Genomic DNA, 15,035 nt, shown 5'->3' on the forward strand with positions numbered 1-15,035 from the left:
TGCAACACAGGACTTGGCTATGAGCGTCGACATCGGTGGACGGCTGCGATTCATCCGGGCGCGCCACAAGCTGTCGCAGCGCGAACTGGCCAAGCGCGCCGGGGTCACCAATTCGACCATTTCGCTGATCGAATCCAACCAGATGAACCCCTCGGTCGGCGCCCTCAAGCGCATCCTCGACGGCATCCCGATGGGGCTCGCCGAGTTCTTCGCGCTGGAGCCGGAAAGCCGGCGCAAGATTTTCTACCGCGCCGAGGAGCTGACCGAAGTCGGCAAGAAGCCGATCTCGTACCGGCAGATCGGCGACAATCTGTTCGGCCGCAGCCTGCAGATCCTGAAAGAGCGCTACGAGCCAGGCAGCGACACCGGGCGCGTCCACCTCGTCCATGACGGCGAGGAAGGCGGCATCGTGATCTCGGGCAAGCTCGAAGTCACCGTCGAAGACGAGCGGCGCATCCTCAACCCGGGCGATGCCTATTATTTCGAGAGCCGCCGCCCGCACCGCTTCCGCTGCGTCGGCGGCAAACCGTGCGAGGTGATCTCGGCCTGCACGCCGCCGACGTTCTGAATCGCGAACAGTCACATCCGGAAGGTTCCGGGCGGCCACCGGTATCTTACGGTGGTTGAGCCATCTCAATTTCCGCGCGCCGGACCGCTATATATTACGAACCGTAGCCGAGCAGCCTGGCTTAGAGGTGCTGAGGTTATGGCCCCGGACTCCTGGGTACTCCGGGGCCGCTTCGTAATAAGGGCTCGCGCATGAAGACCACTCTTGCAAATGCGGAAGCCGCGCTCGACGAGGTCCTGCGTGACACTGACAAGCTCCATTCGCGCGAGTTGCGCAAGACCATCGCGAAATACATCGAAGTGCAGAAAGAGCAGATCAAGGCTCTCCGCAGGATGATGAACTGATCGTCCGCCGCGGAGCGAGCGGGCCTCGCTCCGCCTGCCGCCTCAACGCTGCGTCAGCAACTCCTCAATCCGGATCGGGAATTTGCGGACGCGCACACCAGTCGCATGCCAGACCGCGTTCGCGACCGCGCCGGCACTGCCGGTGATGCCGATCTCACCGACGCCCTTGATGCCGAGCGCATTGACGTGCGGGTCGTGCTCCTCGACCGTGATCACGTCGAGCGGCGGCACGTCGGCATTCACGGGAACGTGGTACTCGCCGAGATTGGCGTTCATGATCCGGCCGCTGCGGCGGTCGGTGACGGCCTCCTCGTGCAGCGCAAAGGAGAGGCCCCAGATCATGCCGCCGAATAGCTGGCTTTGCACCATACGCGGGTTGACGATGCGCCCGGCAGCAAAGGCGCCGACCATGCGGGTGACGCGGACCTGACCGAGTTCGGGATCGACCTTCACTTCCGCGAACACCGCGCCATGGGCATGCATGGCATATTCCTCCATCGCCGCAGGGTTCGGCGCACCGGTGCCGCGCGCCTCGACCTCGGCGACGCCGGCGCGCGCGAGGATCTCGGCATAGCTCTCGCCGCGGCTCTCGTCATCGCGCCGGATCAGTCTGCCGTCACGCGCGATCACGCCGGCATTGCCGGCGCCGAACAGCGGAGAGCGCTCGTCATTGGTGGCGAGATCGGCGAGCTTTGCGATCACGGCCGCGCCCGCGCCGTGGATCGCCGCTCCCGCGGTCGCGGTGTGCGCGGAGCCGCCGGCGATGCCGGCATCGGGCAGGTCCGATGTCCCCGCCTTGAACGTGACGCGGTCGACATCGAGGCCGACGGCGTCGGCCGCGATCTGCGCCAGTGCCGTCCAGGCACCCTGCCCCATGTCGTGTGCGCCGATCTCCATCACGCCCGAGCCGTCGCGGCGGATCGCCGCGCGTGCTTCGGCCTGGAACATCAGCGCCGGGAAAGTCGCCGTGCCCATGCCCCAGCCGACCAGCAGGCCGGCATCGTCGCGCATCTGACGCGGCTGCAGCGGACGCTTCGCCCAGCCGAAGCGCGCCGCGCCCTGATCGTAGCAGGCCCGCAGCGCCTTTGACGAGAACGGTTTTCCCGTGATCGGCTCGACCTCGGCATAGTTCTTCAGGCGGAAGGCGAGCGGATCGATGCCGCAGGCCCAGGCCATCTCGTCGATCGCGCTCTCCAGCGCAATCGAGCCGGTCGCCTCACCGGGTGCGCGCATGAACAGCGGCGTGCCGGTGTTGACGCGCACGGCGTCATGCGAGGTGCGGATGGCAGGCGCCGCATAGAGCGTGTGCGAGGCATCGGCCGCGGGCTCATAAAAATCGTCGAACGTGCTCGATACGGTCCGCGCATGGTGATCGAGCGCGGTGAGGCGCCCCTCTCCGTCGGCACCGATGCGCAGGCGCTGGCGCGTCGGCGCGCGATGGCCGACCGGGCCGTACATCTGTTCACGGCGCAGCACCAGCTTGACCGGCTTGCCGACCAGCTTCGCCGCCATGATGCCGAGGACCGGCGGGCCGCCCATGAGCCCCTTCGATCCGAAGCCGCCACCGAGGAACGGGCTGCGGATGTGGATCTTGTCGTGCGCAATGCCGAACAACTCGGCGATGCGCGCGAGCGACAGCTTCAGGCCCTGGGTCGGCATGTCCACGGACAGCTTGTCGCCATCCCAGTGAGCCACGACCGCATGCGGCTCCATCGCGTTGTGATATTGCGGCGGCGTCTCGTAGGTCGCGTCGATCTGCGTCTCGGCCGAGGCAAGGCCCGCCTCGACATCGCCGCGGTGATTTTCGGTGGGGTTGCCGACGCCGACGACGGGCGGCACAAAACTCTCGCCGGCATCGAGGCCGATGAGTGCAGGCAGCGTCTCATAGCGCGGCGCCAGCAGCGCCGCACCTTCCGTCGCGGCTTCAAGCGTCTCGGCGATCACGACCGCGATCGGCTGATTGGCGTAGCGGACCTCGTTGCTCTGCAAAGCCTCCATCCGAAACACGAAGGGATTGGTCTTGATCTCGGGGTCGATGGCGAGGGGTGGCTTGTGGTCGGACGTCATGACATCGACGACGCCGGGATGGCGCTTGGCGGCGGCGACATCGAGCGACGCCACACGTCCGCGCGCGATGCTGGAGGTCGCGATCACCGCAAACAGCATGCCGGGCGGATGATTATCGGCAGCATAGGTTGCCTGCCCCGTGACCTTGAGGACGCCGTCACGGCGGGTCAGCGGCTGGCCGATGTTCGAGCCGTGGCGCAGATGGGCAGGCGCGCTGGTGAGGTTGAGCTCAGGCATGGATGGCTCCTGATGTCGAGGCAAAGGGAGAGGCCGGCAGTGCGGGCAGGCGCGCGGGCGTACCGGCGGCAGCGAGGGTCAGCGCGCGCACGACGATGCGGGTGCGAGCTCGATCTTGAAGGCGTTGTCGCCGGACGGTTTTGCGTCGGTGAGCGCACGCCAGGCGGCTTCCTGGAAGGCATCGGCCGTGGGCGCGACGCCCTTGAGAACGTCCTCCGCAGCGCGGGCCCGCCAGGGCTTTGCGGCGACGCCGCCGAGCGCAAGCCGCGCTTCGGCGATCCTGCCGTTCTCGATCCGCAACGCAGCAGCGGCCGAGACCACCGCGAAGGCGTAGGAGGTGCGCTCACGGACCTTGAGGTAGCGCGCATGCGGGGCAAACTCGCGCGCCGCCGGCGGCAGGCGCACCGCAACGATGAGATCGCCCGGCTCGAGCGCGGACTCGCGCTCGGGCGTATCGCCTGGCAGGCAATGCAGTTCCTCGAGCGCGATCTCGCGCCGGCCCGCCCGCCCCTCGATCTCGACGACCGCACCGAGCGCGACCAGCGGCACGCAGAAATCGGAGGGATGCGTGGCGATGCAGCTCTCGCTCCAGCCAAGCACCGCGTGGGTGCGGTTCTCGCCGCCGCGCGCATCGCAGCCGCCGCCGGCCTCGCGCTTGTTGCAGCGGCTTGCAGTGTCGTAGAAATACGCACAGCGCGTCCGTTGCAGCAGATTGCCGCCGACGGTCGCGGCATTGCGCAACTGCGCGGATGCCCCGGAGAGAAGGGCTTCGGCGACGGCGGGATAGGACCTTGCAAAGTCCGCATCATGCGCGAGATCGGCGTTGCTGACGAGCGCACCGATGCGCAAGGACCCATCGGCGAGGCGCTCGATGCCGTCGAGCCCATCGAGATGCGTGACGTCGACCAGGCGATCCGGACGGTTGACGCCGCCCTTCATCAAATCGAGCAGATTGGTGCCAGCGGCGAGATAGACCGCGCCCGGCTGGGCAGCGGCGGCAACCGCCTCAGTGACGGTGGCAGGCCTGACGTAATCGAACGGTTTCATGCGGAGCGCCTCTGATCGCTTTCGTCCATCTGTCCTTGCGCATCGAGCACGGCATCGACGATGCCGGCATAGGCGCCGCAGCGGCACAGATTGCCGCTCATGCATTCGCGGATGCGTTCGGGATCGTTGCCGGCCTGGCCTTCGCGCATCATGCCGATCGCGCTCATGACCTGACCCGGCGTGCAGAAGCCACACTGAAATCCGTCATGCGCGATGAAGGCGGCCTGCACGGGGTGCAGCTGGTCGCCGCGCGCAATGCCTTCGATGGTGAGGATGTCGGCGCCGTCATGACTGATCGCGAGCGCGAGGCAGGAGTTGATGCGCTTGCCGTCGACCAGAACAGTGCAGGCGCCGCACTGGCCGCGGTCGCATCCCTTCTTGGTTCCGGTGAGATGGAGGCGCTCACGCAAGAGATCGAGCAGCGTGACGCGTGGATCGTCGAGGACGAAGTCGCGCCGCGCACCGTTCACGGTGAGGCTGATGGAGTGGTTCATACAAGGCTCCGATCAGATTTGGACATGAGTGATCGCGCAGCGCGCCACCGCCGTGGCCGCCGTCGATCCAAATTGGCCGGGCAGAAGCCGGCCAACATCGAGGCGAAGATACGGAGGCTCCCTCCGCTTAACAAGGGCCAGTGGAAAAATATTGGAATTGGTCAAAACCCCGTGCGCCTCCAACGCGATGCAGCCCGGCAAGGGTTCAACGAGGGTTCAATCTAACCAATTCGTGATCTACATTGCCTGATATGGACGACCACACCGACCAGACCCGGAAGCCCCGCGCCGATGCCGTGCGCAATCGCGAGCGCGTGCTCGAAGCCGCCAAGGCCGTGTTCAACGCGGGCGGCCCGGAGGCGAGCCTGGAGGCCGTGGCCAAGCGCGCCGGCGTCGGCATCGGCACGCTCTATCGGCATTTCCCAACGCGCGAGGATCTGTTCGAAGCCGTATACCGGCGCGAGGTCGGGCAGCTCAGCGAGCTTGCCGAGCACCTGCGAACCGCAAAGGATCCGGTCGAAGCGCTGCGGCGCTGGCTGCGGTCCGCCGTCGAATTCGTTGCCACCAAGAAAGGCATGTCGGCCGCACTGGCGCTGGCGTATCAGAGCTCGTCGGAACTTGCCGTTTTCTCCATGGAGCGGCTGACCAAGGCGATCGGCTCGCTGCTCGCGCGCGCGGTCGCAGCCGGCCAGATGCGCGCCGATATCAGCCCGGAGGACCTGCTGCGGGCGTTTTTCGGGATGTGCTACATGCACGATCAGCCGGGATGGCAAGCCTCGGTGCTGCGCCTGCTCGACGTGTTCGTCGACGGATTGCGGGTGCAATCCGCTGCCAAGGCCAAGGCGCGCGCGGCCAGGCCAGCCAAGCCCGCGGTGAAACGGAAGCGATAGCGCGCCCGTATTTCCCTGAGGTCATGCTAGGATCAGCATTGCCGGGATTTCAACGCGGAGCCTGTCATGCGCATTGCCGCCTTGCTGGTCGCTCTCAGTATTGCCTTCAATCCCAACTCAGCACGCGCCGACGATGTCGCGACGGCGCAGGGCGTGATCCGGGCCCAGGAGCAGGCCTTCGCCCGCGACGATGCGAGCGCGGCCTATTCCTTTGCCGCGCCGGCGATCAAGGAGATCTTTCCCGCGCCGGACATCTTCATGGCCATGGTGCAAAGCGGCTACGCGCCGGTCTACCGGCACAAGAGTTTCGAGTTCGGCGAGAGCAAGATCGAGGGCGGTTGGATTGCGCAGCGCGTCCACATCGTCGATGCCAATGGCGAGGCCTGGGAAGCCCTGTACACGCTCGAGCAGCAGGCGGACGGCAGTTACAAGATCACCGGCTGCTCGCTGATGAAGGCGGGACAGGCGGTTTAGGTTGCGAAGCCCGGTCCGGTCCTGACCGACTTCATCCGCGAGCGGATCAACAGCAACACGACGATGCCGATATTGAGCGCGTTCCACGCCACGCCGTTGGCGAACGCCGCGGCGTAGGAGCCGGTGGCATCGAAGATGATGCCCGACACCCAGCCGCCGAAGGACATGCCGAACACCGAGGCGAAGATCACGATGCCAACGCGCGTTGCGGCTTCGCTCGCCGGCATCGCCTCGCGCACGATGATCGCGTAGCTCGGCACGATGCCGCCCTGGAACAGGCCGAACATCGCGGAAATGAGATACAGCGAGGCGAGGCTGTCGAAGAACAGATAGAACACCAGCGCGAAGCCCTGCGCCACCGATCCAACCAGCAGTGTGCGGATGCCGCCGATCTTGTCGGCGAGGAAGCCCGAGCCGATTCGGCTGACGATGCCGCAGGCCATCATCAGCGACAGCATCTCGGCGCCGCGCGCCACGCCATAGCCGAGATCGCCGCAATAGGCGACGATATGCACCTGCGGCATCGCCATGGCGACGCAGCAGGAGATGCTGGCGATCGAAAGCAGCACCGTCAGCGTGTTGGTCGAGAGCTTGAGGTCGACGCGCGGCGGCGGCGCATTGGCGTGATCCTGGACCTTGTCGTCGCCCATCTGCGCACGCAACACCAGCACCAGCATCGTCATCAGGCTGACACAGACGATGCCGATGCCGATATGGGTGTGGCGCCAGCCAACCTCCTGCATGCCCCAGTTCACGATCGGCGGCCACATCGTGCCGGCGAAGTAATTGCCGCTGGCGACGATGGTCACGGCAAGGCCGCGATAACGCTCGAACCAGTGCGAGGCCTCCGCCATCAGCGGCGCGAAGGTCGCCGACGTTCCGAGGCCGATCAGGAAATACGCCGCCACGAACTGCCAGAGATGCGCGGACAGCCCCGCGAGCACATTGGCAACGCCGAGGAAGGCGATGCTGATCGCCATCGCGGGCACGATGCCGAACCGGTCGGTGATCTTGCCGGCGATCACGCCGCCAAGCCCGAAACCGAACATCATCAGCGTGAAGGCGAGCGACACCGCGCCGCGTGTGGCACCGAATTCCGCTTGCACCACGGGAATCACGACCACGACCGCCCACATGCCGACGGCGCCGATCGAGCCGATCACAAGCGCAATGAGCAGCCGCATCCAGGCCTGACGGGAATCAGGGCTGAATGAATCAGAGCTTTGTCCTGGATGATTGGGCGCGTGCACGCGCGGAACATGTTCGCGGATCGCCTTGCGGTCAAGCATCGTGGCGCGATATTGGGCATGCGCGGTGCACTGCGGTAATAAGTTCTTGGCGAACGCGCGTTTTGCGATTAGTTTGCAATCTGCGTGAGCAAATCGCCGCGCGGAACACATGTCGGCGGAATGTTGCTGCGTTTGACACGAGCGATGCGGATCAGGGTGGGGCGGATCATCGCCCTCGCCTATCTGTTCTGCGTGCTCGCGCCGGCCGCAAGTCTCGCCTTGGGCAGCGGCCCGGCGCCGTGCCTTGACGAGGCCCTGCTGGCAGATCCCGCACCGGTCCATCATCAGATGGCGGCGGGTCATGCGCACGACGGCGCATCGCACGACCACGCGGGGGTGCACGCGCATCACCAAGCCAAGCAGGACGCGCCGGCTCAGCATGACCATGGCGGCAAGGGAACAGTCGGCCCCTGCTGTGCGATGATGTGCGTCAGCGCGTTGCCGGCCGATCTGCCGGTCGTCGCGACGCCGGTCCAGCCAATGTCCACCTGTGCGGCCGAGATCGTGGCCAGCCTGCACAGCGCGGCGCCGCCCCTGCACTACCGTCCTCCCATCGCCTGATCTGACACGACGATTTCGGGCCGTTGCGCGCTTTTGCGCGCGCGGACCTGTGGTCTTTCAGATCAGGGATGAATCATGCTTACGCTTTCCGGGGCGAAGTTCGCCGCCGCATCCGCGGTGGGTGGACGACATTTTCGATTCCATTGGCCGCTGCTGGCCGCACTTTCGCTGGCGCTCTCCGGCTGCACCCCGGCAACGACGCAAGTCGCCGGCGCCGATCCCGCCGATCCCTCGGCGAAGGTCGCGCCCGTCGGCTATCGGTCGACCATTGCGCCCTACACCAGCCTGCGGCCCGCAGCGCCGGCGCCGTGGCGCGATCGCAACGACGCCGTCGCGCCGCGGCCGAAGCAGGACCGGTAGGAGCGCGCCATGACCCATCAATTCGCGCCAAGCCTGCTCGTTCTCGCCGCGCTCGGCCTTTGCGCACCCGGACTTGCCGGCTGCGCCGTGTTCTCGCCCGACAGCGGCATGAGCGCGGTCTCCGAGCTGACGAGCCAGACCATCAACAAGGATGTCGCCTTCGTTCGCACGCCCGAGGGAGCGGGCGCGGTTGACGCGCGCGTTCGCCATTTATTGTCGCGGGCGCTGAGCGTGGAGGCCGCCGTTCAGATCGCACTGCTCAACAACAAGGGATTGCAAGCCGCCTATAACGAGCTGGCGCTGGCCGAGACCGATCTGGTCGAGCAGAGCCTGCCGCCCAATCCCGTGTTCTCGATCTCGCGGATCTCGGGCAACGGCGCCAGCGAGATCGAGCGCCAGGTGGTCGGCGACATTCTTGCGCTCGCCACCCTGCCGTTCCGCTCCGACATTGCCCGCGACCGATTCCGACCGGCGCAGCTGCGCGCGGCGCTGGCGACCTTGCGGCTCGCCGCCGACGTCCGCGGCACTTACGTGCGCGCTGTCGCCGGCAACGAGATGGTGGCGCTGCTGACGGATGCGAAGGCGACGGCGGAATCGACCGCACAGCTTGCGGTCAAGCTCGGCGAGACCGGCTCGCTCAACAAGCTCGACCAGGCCCGCGAACAGGTGTTCTACGCCGAGACCACCGCCGACCTCGCCTCCGCGCGCCAGGCGGCGACGAGCGCGCGCGAAAGGCTCGCGCGGCTGATGGGATTGTGGGACGGCGGCCTCGACTTCCGTCTGCCCAATCAATTGCCGCCGCTGCCGCGCCGGCCGCAGGCACTGCCCTCGATCGAGGCCGATGCGGTGGCCCATCGCATCGATCTGCAGATCGCCCGGCTGGAGCTGACGGCGCTGGCGAAGTCGCTGAACCTCACCGAGGCGACGCGCTTCGTGACGCTGCTCGATCTCGCCGGCATCTCCCGCCGCACCCGGGATCCCGAAGGCGCGCCATTCCGCGAACGCGGCTTCGACGTCCAGTTCCAGATCCCGATCTTCGACGGCGGCGAGGTGCGGATGCGACAGGCGGCAGAGATCTACAATCTCGCCTTCAACCGCCTGACCGAGCGCGCCGTGAACGTGCGCTCGGAGGCGCGCGATGCGTATCGGATTTACCGATCCACTTACGACATCGCCAGCCACTACCAGCGCGAGATCATCCCCTTGCGCAAGATCATCACCGAGGAGATGCAGCTCCGCTTCTCCAGCATGCAGGTCGACATCTTTGCGCTGCTCACCGAAGCACGACAGCGTCTGGCCTCGCTGCGCGGCGCGATCGATGCCCGGCAACGATTCTTCCTCGCCCAATCCGACCTGCAGACCGCCGTCAATGGCGGCGGCGCGCCTGCTGCGGGCGGCGACACTTCAACCACCATCGCCGCGGCAGCGCCTGCCGACGGCGGCCACTGAGATGGAGGCCGGCATGTTTTCCCGCAGAGGATTCTTGGGCACCGCCGCGCTCGTCGGCGCATCCGCGGTGCAAGGCCGCGTGCAGGCGGCATCGATCCCGGAAGCTGCGCACATGGACAAGGTGGTGATGCAGCCGCCGCTGCACCCCGTCAGCGGACCGGACTATCGCCCCGTCGTGACGCTGAACGGCTGGTCGCTGCCGTTTCGCATGAACGGCGACTGGAAGGAATTCCATCTCGTCGCCGAGCCCGTGGTGCGCGAATTCGCCGAGGGCATGAAGGTGAATCTGTGGGGCTACAACGGCCAGTCGCCGGGCCCGACGATCGAGGCGGTCGAGGGCGACAAGGTCCGGATCTTCGTCACCAACAGACTGCCCGAATACACCACCGTGCACTGGCACGGCATGATCATTCCGAGCGGCATGGACGGCGTCGGCGGGCTGACCCAGCCGCACATCCAGCCGGGAAAGACCTTCGTCTACGAATTCGAGATGAGGAAGAGCGGGACCTTCATGTACCACCCGCATTCCGACGAGATGGTGCAGATGGCGATGGGCATGATGGGCATGGTCGTCGTGCATCCGCGCGATCCGAACTTCCGACCGGTCGACCGCGACTTCGTCTTCGTGATGAGCACCTATCGCGTCGATCCCGGCACCTATCTGCCGCTGGTCAACGAGATGACCGACTTCAACATGTGGACCTGGAATGCGCGGGTGTTTCCCGGCATCGACCCGCTGCCGGTGCGGCTCGGCGACAAGGTACGCGTGCGCATCGGCAATCTCAGCATGACCAACCATCCGATCCATCTGCACGGCCACGCCTTCGCGGTGACCTGCACCGACGGCGGCTGGGTTCCGGAGAGCGCGCAATATCCGGAGACGACGACGGACGTGCCGGTCGGTGCCGTTCGCGTGTTCGACGTGCTCGCCGACAATCCCGGCGATTGGGCGTTCCATTGCCACAAGTCGCATCACACCATGAATGCGATGGGGCACGAGGTGCGCAATCTGATTGGCGTGTCGCGCAAGGACCTCGCCAAGGCCGTCGGCAAGCTCGCGCCCGACAGCATGGCGATGGGCTCGACCGGCATGGCGATGGGCAACATGGAGATGCCCGCGCCCGACAACACGCTGCCGATGATGACCGGCACCGGTCAGTTCGGCCCGATCGAGATGGGCGGCATGTTCACGGTGATGAAGATCCGCGAGGACCTCGCGAGTGACGATTATCGCGATCCGGGCCCGTACAAGTTTCCGCAAGGCACCGTCGCCTACGAGGTCGAGGCGCCCGATGCGGCACCAGTGCGGCAGCCGGGCAAGCCGACGCACAAGATGAAGATGTGAGCGTTCGATGAACCACCAACTGGAGATGACGATGAAGACGATCAAACTCGGCCTCGCGCTGGCGGCGCTTTTGACCGCGCCGGTCCTTGCTCACGACAAGCACGGGCATGGGACCTTTTCGGCCGGCGAGCCCGGCGATCCCAACAAGCCCGCGCGCACCATCGAGATCCTGCTGAACGAGATGGACTACGCGCCTGCCAAAATCGAGGTCAAGCGCGGCGAACAGGTCCGCTTCGTGCTGCGCAATGTCGGCAAGGAGGACCACGAATTCCTGCTCGCCACCACCAAGGAGAATCTCGCGCATGCCGTCGAGATGAAAAAGCATCCCCACATGGAGCACGACGATCCCAACGGGGTCAGGCTCGCACCGAACAAGACGGCCGAGATCCTCTGGAAGTTCAACAAGCCCGGCACGTTCGAATATTCGTGCCTCATTCCCGACCACCGCGACTACGGCATGGTCGGCCATGTCACCGTGAAGTAGCGACAAGGAGACTCCCATGAACCGCATCATCCGCATTGCCGCAGCGCTGACGCTGACTGTCGGCCTTACCACTGCTGCCCTCGCGGCCGGGGCCGCCTCGATCAGCGGTGAGGTCAAGAAAATCGACGAGGGCGCCGGCAAGATCACGCTCAAGCACGGGCCGGCCAAGAGCCTCGGCATGGAAGATCCCATGACGATGGTCTACCGCGTCAAGGACCCCGCAATGCTCAAGCAGGTGAAGGTCGGCGACAAGGTGACCTTCGAGGCCGAGGAGGCGGCCTCGGGGTATACGGTGACCAGGATGGACAAGGCGAAGTAGGAGCCTTCCACTCGACTGTCATTCCGGGGCGCGCCGCTTGGCGCGAACCCGGAATCTCGAGGTTCCGGGTTCGGCTCTACGAGCCGCCCCGGAACGACGGCGCCTACCCGCGCCCCCGAAACACACCGGTCCGCCCCGCTTCCCGCCCCCGCGTTAACCCTTTGCTAACCATACACCGGGCAAAAATTGCCGGGTGAAGTCGAGTGTCGTCAGCCGCGTAGAACGGGAGGAACCCCGTGGACGCCAGTGCGGTGCCTCACTTTCGGAACGGCGGCCCTTCGGCCGCCGCGCAGACGTTTGGGGCGCGCGGACGGCAGTCGCGCGGGGAGGCAGCTACCATGGTCGACGTCACCGCGGGACAGGGCGTAGGCACCGCAAGGCCCTCGATTCCCTCCCTCAACGAGATCGTCAACGTCCTCAAGCGCGGCGACATCGCGCTGGCGCTCGGCATCCTCACCATCCTGGTAGTGCTGATCCTGCCGCTGCCGGCGATCGTGCTGGACCTGTTCCTGGCGATCTCGATCACGCTGTCGATCCTGATCCTGATGACCTCGCTGTTCATCCAGACACCGCTGGAATTCTCGGCCTTCCCGACCATCCTGCTGATCTCGACCATGCTGCGCCTGTCGCTCAACATGGCTTCGACCCGGCTGATCCTGTCGCACGGGCACGAGGGCACGGCCGCCGCCGGTCACGTCATCGAGGCCTTCGGCAGCTTCGTGATGGGCGGCAATTTCGTCATCGGCATCATCGTCTTCGCCATCCTGATCATCGTCAATTTCGTCGTCATCACCAAGGGTTCGGGCCGCATCGCCGAAGTCGCCGCCCGCTTCCACCTCGACGCCATGCCCGGCAAGCAGATGGCGATCGACGCCGACCTCGGCGCCGGCCTGATCGACGAGAAGGTCGCCAAGCACCGCCGCAAGGAGCTGGAGGACGAGAGCGGCTTCTTCGGCGCCATGGACGGTGCCTCCAAATTCGTCCGCGGCGACGCCATCGCCGGCCTTTTGATCGTCTTCATCAACGTCGTCGGCGGCATGATCATCGGCGTGGCGCAGCAGGGCATGTCCTTTGCCGACGCCGGGCGCAGTTACACGCTGCTGACCGTCGGTGACGGCCTCGTCACCCAGGTGCCGGCGCTGATCGTCTCGACCGCCGCCGGCCTGCTCGTCTCCAAGGCCGGCGTCTCCGGCGCCGCCGACAAGGCGCTGATGAAGCAGTTCTCCGGCTATCCGCAGGCGCTCGCGATGTCCTCGGCGGTCATGCTGGTGCTGGCGGCCCTGCCGGGCATTCCGACCATCCCCTTCCTGGCGCTCGGCGCCGGCGCCGGCGCGCTGGCCTGGCACGCCCGCAACCACAAGCGCACCGCCGTCAAGGCCGAGGAAGCCGCCATGGCCGCGCCGGTCGCCGGCCAGCCCGGTGCGCCGGGCGCTGCGGCGGCCGAAGAGCCGATCTCGGCGGCGCTCAAGATCGACGATCTCAAGATCGAGCTCGGCTATGCGCTGCTGCCGCTGGTCAACGGCCCCGACGGCACCGACCGCCTGACCGAGCAGATCAAGGCGCTGCGCCGTTCGCTCGCGATCGAGATGGGTTTTGTGATGCCGGCGGTGCGCATCCTCGACAACGTCCAGCTCGAGGCCAACACCTACATCATCAAGATCAAGGAGGTCGACGCCGGCACCGGCAAGATCTGGCCGAACCAGTTCATGGTCATGGACCCCGGCGGCAGCCAGGTGCAGGTGCCCGGCATCCACACCACCGAGCCGACCTTCGGCCTGCCCGCGACCTGGGTCGACGCCAGCCTCAAGGAGGAGGCCTCGCTCAAGGGCTACACCGTCGTCGACGCCGCGACCGTGCTCTCGACCCACCTCACCGAGTTGCTCAAGGCCAACATGTCGGACCTGCTCTCCTATGGCGAGGTGCAGAAGCTGCTCAAGGAGCTGCCGAAGGAGCAGAGCGAGCTGGTCAAGGACATCGTGCCGGGACAGGTCACGGTCTCCGGCATCCAGCGCGTGCTGCAGCTCCTGCTCGCCGAGCGCATCTCGATTCGCGATCTCTCCACCATCCTCGAAGGCATCGCCGATTCGCTCGCCTTCTCGCGCAATCCCGCCACCATGGTCGAGCATGTACGGGCCCGCCTGGCGCGGCAGATCTGCGCGCAGAACACCTCCTATGCCGGCTATCTGCCGCTGATCGCGCTGTCGGCGCGGTGGGAGCAGGCCTTTGCCGAATCCATCATCGGCCAGGGCGAGGAGCGCAGCCTTGCGATGCAGCCCTCGAAATTGTCGGAGTTCATGACCGGCGTGCGCGAGGCGTTCGAGCGCGCCGCCCGCGAAGGCGAGGCGCCGGTGCTGGTCACCTCTGCGGCAATTCGTCCCTTCGTCCGGTCCCTGGTGGAGCGGTTCCGGGCCCAGACGACGGTGCTGTCGCAGGCCGAGATCCACCCCAGGGCGAGGTTGAAAACGGTCGGAAGCATCTGATTTGCCTTAAGAAGCCGTGTGTTTTTCGGCCACAGGCAAATGGTTTTTGAGTTCCTGGCGCCTTGTGGACCAACCCTCGGCAAGGCGCCTGAGAAACACATTACAGCTTTGAAATAATTACCAAAACGCACGATCAAGGATCGCTTCTGATCGCGATCTTTCACGTCCTGTCACGCTCTTGTGATGGCCTCTTGGGAACGAATCCCCCCAATACTAGGTTGTTGGGCACCGGAAGCATGAACCTGCCTGAAACGGCCGGCGACTACTTCGGGTAGATGGCGGCAGGAGGCTTCCATGAACCACTCGATCTACAGCGCAGATCGCGCGACCCATTTGAAAGTCGTGGTCGTCGCCCTCGTCGCAGGGATCGCGGTGGCGGGCCTCGGCATCACGGCACGCACGGGTTCGGATGATGGTCTGACCCAGAGCGCCCGCGTCATCAAGGCCGACAAGCCGGTTGTTATCACCAGCGCGAATGCGTCCCTCGTTCGCTAAGGAGATCTGACGAGTTTTGTGAATTCACGCGGCTCTTTACCAGCCCCCCAAAGTCGCCACGTGGATATGTAGACGACCCCAACCCCAAGTCGACTACAGAAAGCGCCCGCCCCCCACGGGCGCTTTCTCATG

General features: G+C 65.9%; 15 protein-coding genes and 1 pseudogene. 12 read left to right on the forward strand and 4 right to left on the reverse strand.

All coding sequences use genetic code 11. The features are described from left to right. Nucleotides 1-19: 19 nt before the first annotated feature. Both GGD67_RS18135 and GGD67_RS18140 read left to right on the forward strand, forming a co-directional pair. On the forward strand, nt 20-568 hold the full coding sequence (locus tag GGD67_RS18135) for a cupin domain-containing protein (protein ID WP_008561958.1): 549 nt from the start codon (nt 20-22) through the stop codon (nt 566-568). Nucleotides 569-759: 191 nt separating this feature from the next. Beyond that, nucleotides 760-912, forward strand: a complete 153-nt coding sequence (locus GGD67_RS18140) for a hypothetical protein (RefSeq protein ID WP_018316943.1) — start codon at nt 760-762, stop codon at nt 910-912. Nucleotides 913-954: 42 nt separating this feature from the next. Here GGD67_RS18140 and GGD67_RS18145 read toward each other — a convergent pair whose 3' ends face one another. The 3 genes and pseudogenes from GGD67_RS18145 to GGD67_RS18155 all read right to left on the reverse strand — a co-directional run bounded on the left by GGD67_RS18145 (nt 955) and on the right by GGD67_RS18155 (nt 4,757). Then, complete coding sequence (locus GGD67_RS18145) at nt 955-3,216, reverse strand: xanthine dehydrogenase family protein molybdopterin-binding subunit (RefSeq protein WP_179734710.1); 2,262 nt, start codon at nt 3,214-3,216, stop codon at nt 955-957. Then, nucleotides 3,209-4,263 (reverse strand): annotated as a pseudogene (locus tag GGD67_RS18150) (FAD binding domain-containing protein). The gene GGD67_RS18145 and the pseudogene GGD67_RS18150 overlap by 8 nt, the downstream one beginning before the upstream one ends. Next, entirely contained in the window at nt 4,260-4,757 is a 498-nt protein-coding gene (locus tag GGD67_RS18155) for a (2Fe-2S)-binding protein (RefSeq protein WP_179734714.1), read from the reverse strand. The pseudogene GGD67_RS18150 and the gene GGD67_RS18155 overlap by 4 nt, the downstream one beginning before the upstream one ends. 251 nt (nt 4,758-5,008) lie before the next feature. Between GGD67_RS18155 and GGD67_RS18160 the strand changes: the two genes are divergently transcribed. Both GGD67_RS18160 and GGD67_RS18165 read left to right on the forward strand, forming a co-directional pair. Beyond that, a complete protein-coding gene (locus tag GGD67_RS18160; RefSeq protein WP_018316939.1) occupies nt 5,009-5,647 on the forward strand; it encodes a TetR/AcrR family transcriptional regulator in 639 nt (212 codons plus the stop codon). 66 nt (nt 5,648-5,713) lie between these two features. Then, complete coding sequence (locus GGD67_RS18165; RefSeq protein ID WP_179734716.1) at nt 5,714-6,121, forward strand: DUF4864 domain-containing protein; 408 nt, start codon at nt 5,714-5,716, stop codon at nt 6,119-6,121. Here the strand turns inward: GGD67_RS18165 and GGD67_RS18170 are convergent. Beyond that, entirely contained in the window at nt 6,118-7,305 is a 1,188-nt protein-coding gene (locus GGD67_RS18170; protein ID WP_179734718.1) for an MFS transporter, read from the reverse strand. The two genes, GGD67_RS18165 and GGD67_RS18170, sit on opposite strands and share 4 nt — an antisense overlap. A 225-nt stretch (nt 7,306-7,530) precedes the next feature. On the opposite strand from GGD67_RS18170, the gene GGD67_RS18175 reads away from it, so the two are divergent. The 8 genes from GGD67_RS18175 to GGD67_RS18210 all read left to right on the forward strand — a co-directional run bounded on the left by GGD67_RS18175 (nt 7,531) and on the right by GGD67_RS18210 (nt 14,903). Next, the gene (locus tag GGD67_RS18175) at nt 7,531-7,971 is read left to right on the forward strand and encodes a hypothetical protein (protein ID WP_179734720.1); all 441 of its coding nucleotides are present in this window, start codon (nt 7,531-7,533) and stop codon (nt 7,969-7,971) included. 75 nt (nt 7,972-8,046) lie between these two features. After that, a complete protein-coding gene (locus tag GGD67_RS18180; RefSeq protein WP_179734722.1) occupies nt 8,047-8,331 on the forward strand; it encodes a hypothetical protein in 285 nt (94 codons plus the stop codon). A 9-nt stretch (nt 8,332-8,340) separates the two neighbouring features. Next, nucleotides 8,341-9,780 (forward strand): TolC family protein, encoded by a 1,440-nt coding sequence (locus GGD67_RS18185; RefSeq protein ID WP_179734724.1) that lies wholly within the window; start codon nt 8,341-8,343, stop codon nt 9,778-9,780. 13 nt (nt 9,781-9,793) lie between these two features. Then, nucleotides 9,794-11,125 (forward strand): multicopper oxidase family protein, encoded by a 1,332-nt coding sequence (locus tag GGD67_RS18190; RefSeq protein ID WP_179734726.1) that lies wholly within the window; start codon nt 9,794-9,796, stop codon nt 11,123-11,125. 31 nt (nt 11,126-11,156) lie between these two features. Further along, the gene (locus GGD67_RS18195) at nt 11,157-11,609 is read left to right on the forward strand and encodes a plastocyanin/azurin family copper-binding protein (protein WP_179734728.1); all 453 of its coding nucleotides are present in this window, start codon (nt 11,157-11,159) and stop codon (nt 11,607-11,609) included. 16 nt (nt 11,610-11,625) lie between these two features. After that, nucleotides 11,626-11,928, forward strand: a complete 303-nt coding sequence (locus GGD67_RS18200; protein ID WP_179734730.1) for a copper-binding protein — start codon at nt 11,626-11,628, stop codon at nt 11,926-11,928. A 338-nt stretch (nt 11,929-12,266) separates the two neighbouring features. Beyond that, nucleotides 12,267-14,408: a flagellar biosynthesis protein FlhA gene (flhA, locus tag GGD67_RS18205; protein ID WP_179734732.1), complete on the forward strand. Its 2,142-nt coding sequence runs from the start codon at nt 12,267-12,269 to the stop codon at nt 14,406-14,408. Nucleotides 14,409-14,702: 294 nt separating this feature from the next. Next, nucleotides 14,703-14,903, forward strand: a complete 201-nt coding sequence (locus tag GGD67_RS18210) for a hypothetical protein (RefSeq protein ID WP_018316930.1) — start codon at nt 14,703-14,705, stop codon at nt 14,901-14,903. Nucleotides 14,904-15,035: the final 132 nt, after the last annotated feature.

The sequence above is a fragment of the Bradyrhizobium sp. IAR9 genome (assembly GCF_013408065.1).
Taxonomy (GTDB): Bacteria; Pseudomonadota; Alphaproteobacteria; order Rhizobiales; family Xanthobacteraceae; genus Bradyrhizobium.

Coding starts and splice junctions, on each gene's coding strand:
- GGD67_RS18135 (WP_008561958.1), top strand. CDS start 20: ATGAGCGTCGACATCGGTGGACGGCTGCGATTCATCCGGGCGCGCCAC.
- GGD67_RS18140 (WP_018316943.1), top strand. CDS start 760: ATGAAGACCACTCTTGCAAATGCGGAAGCCGCGCTCGACGAGGTCCTG.
- GGD67_RS18145 (WP_179734710.1), bottom strand. CDS start 3,216: ATGCCTGAGCTCAACCTCACCAGCGCGCCTGCCCATCTGCGCCACGGC.
- GGD67_RS18155 (WP_179734714.1), bottom strand. CDS start 4,757: ATGAACCACTCCATCAGCCTCACCGTGAACGGTGCGCGGCGCGACTTC.
- GGD67_RS18160 (WP_018316939.1), top strand. CDS start 5,009: ATGGACGACCACACCGACCAGACCCGGAAGCCCCGCGCCGATGCCGTG.
- GGD67_RS18165 (WP_179734716.1), top strand. CDS start 5,714: ATGCGCATTGCCGCCTTGCTGGTCGCTCTCAGTATTGCCTTCAATCCC.
- GGD67_RS18170 (WP_179734718.1), bottom strand. CDS start 7,305: ATGCGGCTGCTCATTGCGCTTGTGATCGGCTCGATCGGCGCCGTCGGC.
- GGD67_RS18175 (WP_179734720.1), top strand. CDS start 7,531: ATGTTGCTGCGTTTGACACGAGCGATGCGGATCAGGGTGGGGCGGATC.
- GGD67_RS18180 (WP_179734722.1), top strand. CDS start 8,047: ATGCTTACGCTTTCCGGGGCGAAGTTCGCCGCCGCATCCGCGGTGGGT.
- GGD67_RS18185 (WP_179734724.1), top strand. CDS start 8,341: ATGACCCATCAATTCGCGCCAAGCCTGCTCGTTCTCGCCGCGCTCGGC.
- GGD67_RS18190 (WP_179734726.1), top strand. CDS start 9,794: ATGTTTTCCCGCAGAGGATTCTTGGGCACCGCCGCGCTCGTCGGCGCA.
- GGD67_RS18195 (WP_179734728.1), top strand. CDS start 11,157: ATGAAGACGATCAAACTCGGCCTCGCGCTGGCGGCGCTTTTGACCGCG.
- GGD67_RS18200 (WP_179734730.1), top strand. CDS start 11,626: ATGAACCGCATCATCCGCATTGCCGCAGCGCTGACGCTGACTGTCGGC.
- flhA (WP_179734732.1), top strand. CDS start 12,267: ATGGTCGACGTCACCGCGGGACAGGGCGTAGGCACCGCAAGGCCCTCG.
- GGD67_RS18210 (WP_018316930.1), top strand. CDS start 14,703: ATGAACCACTCGATCTACAGCGCAGATCGCGCGACCCATTTGAAAGTC.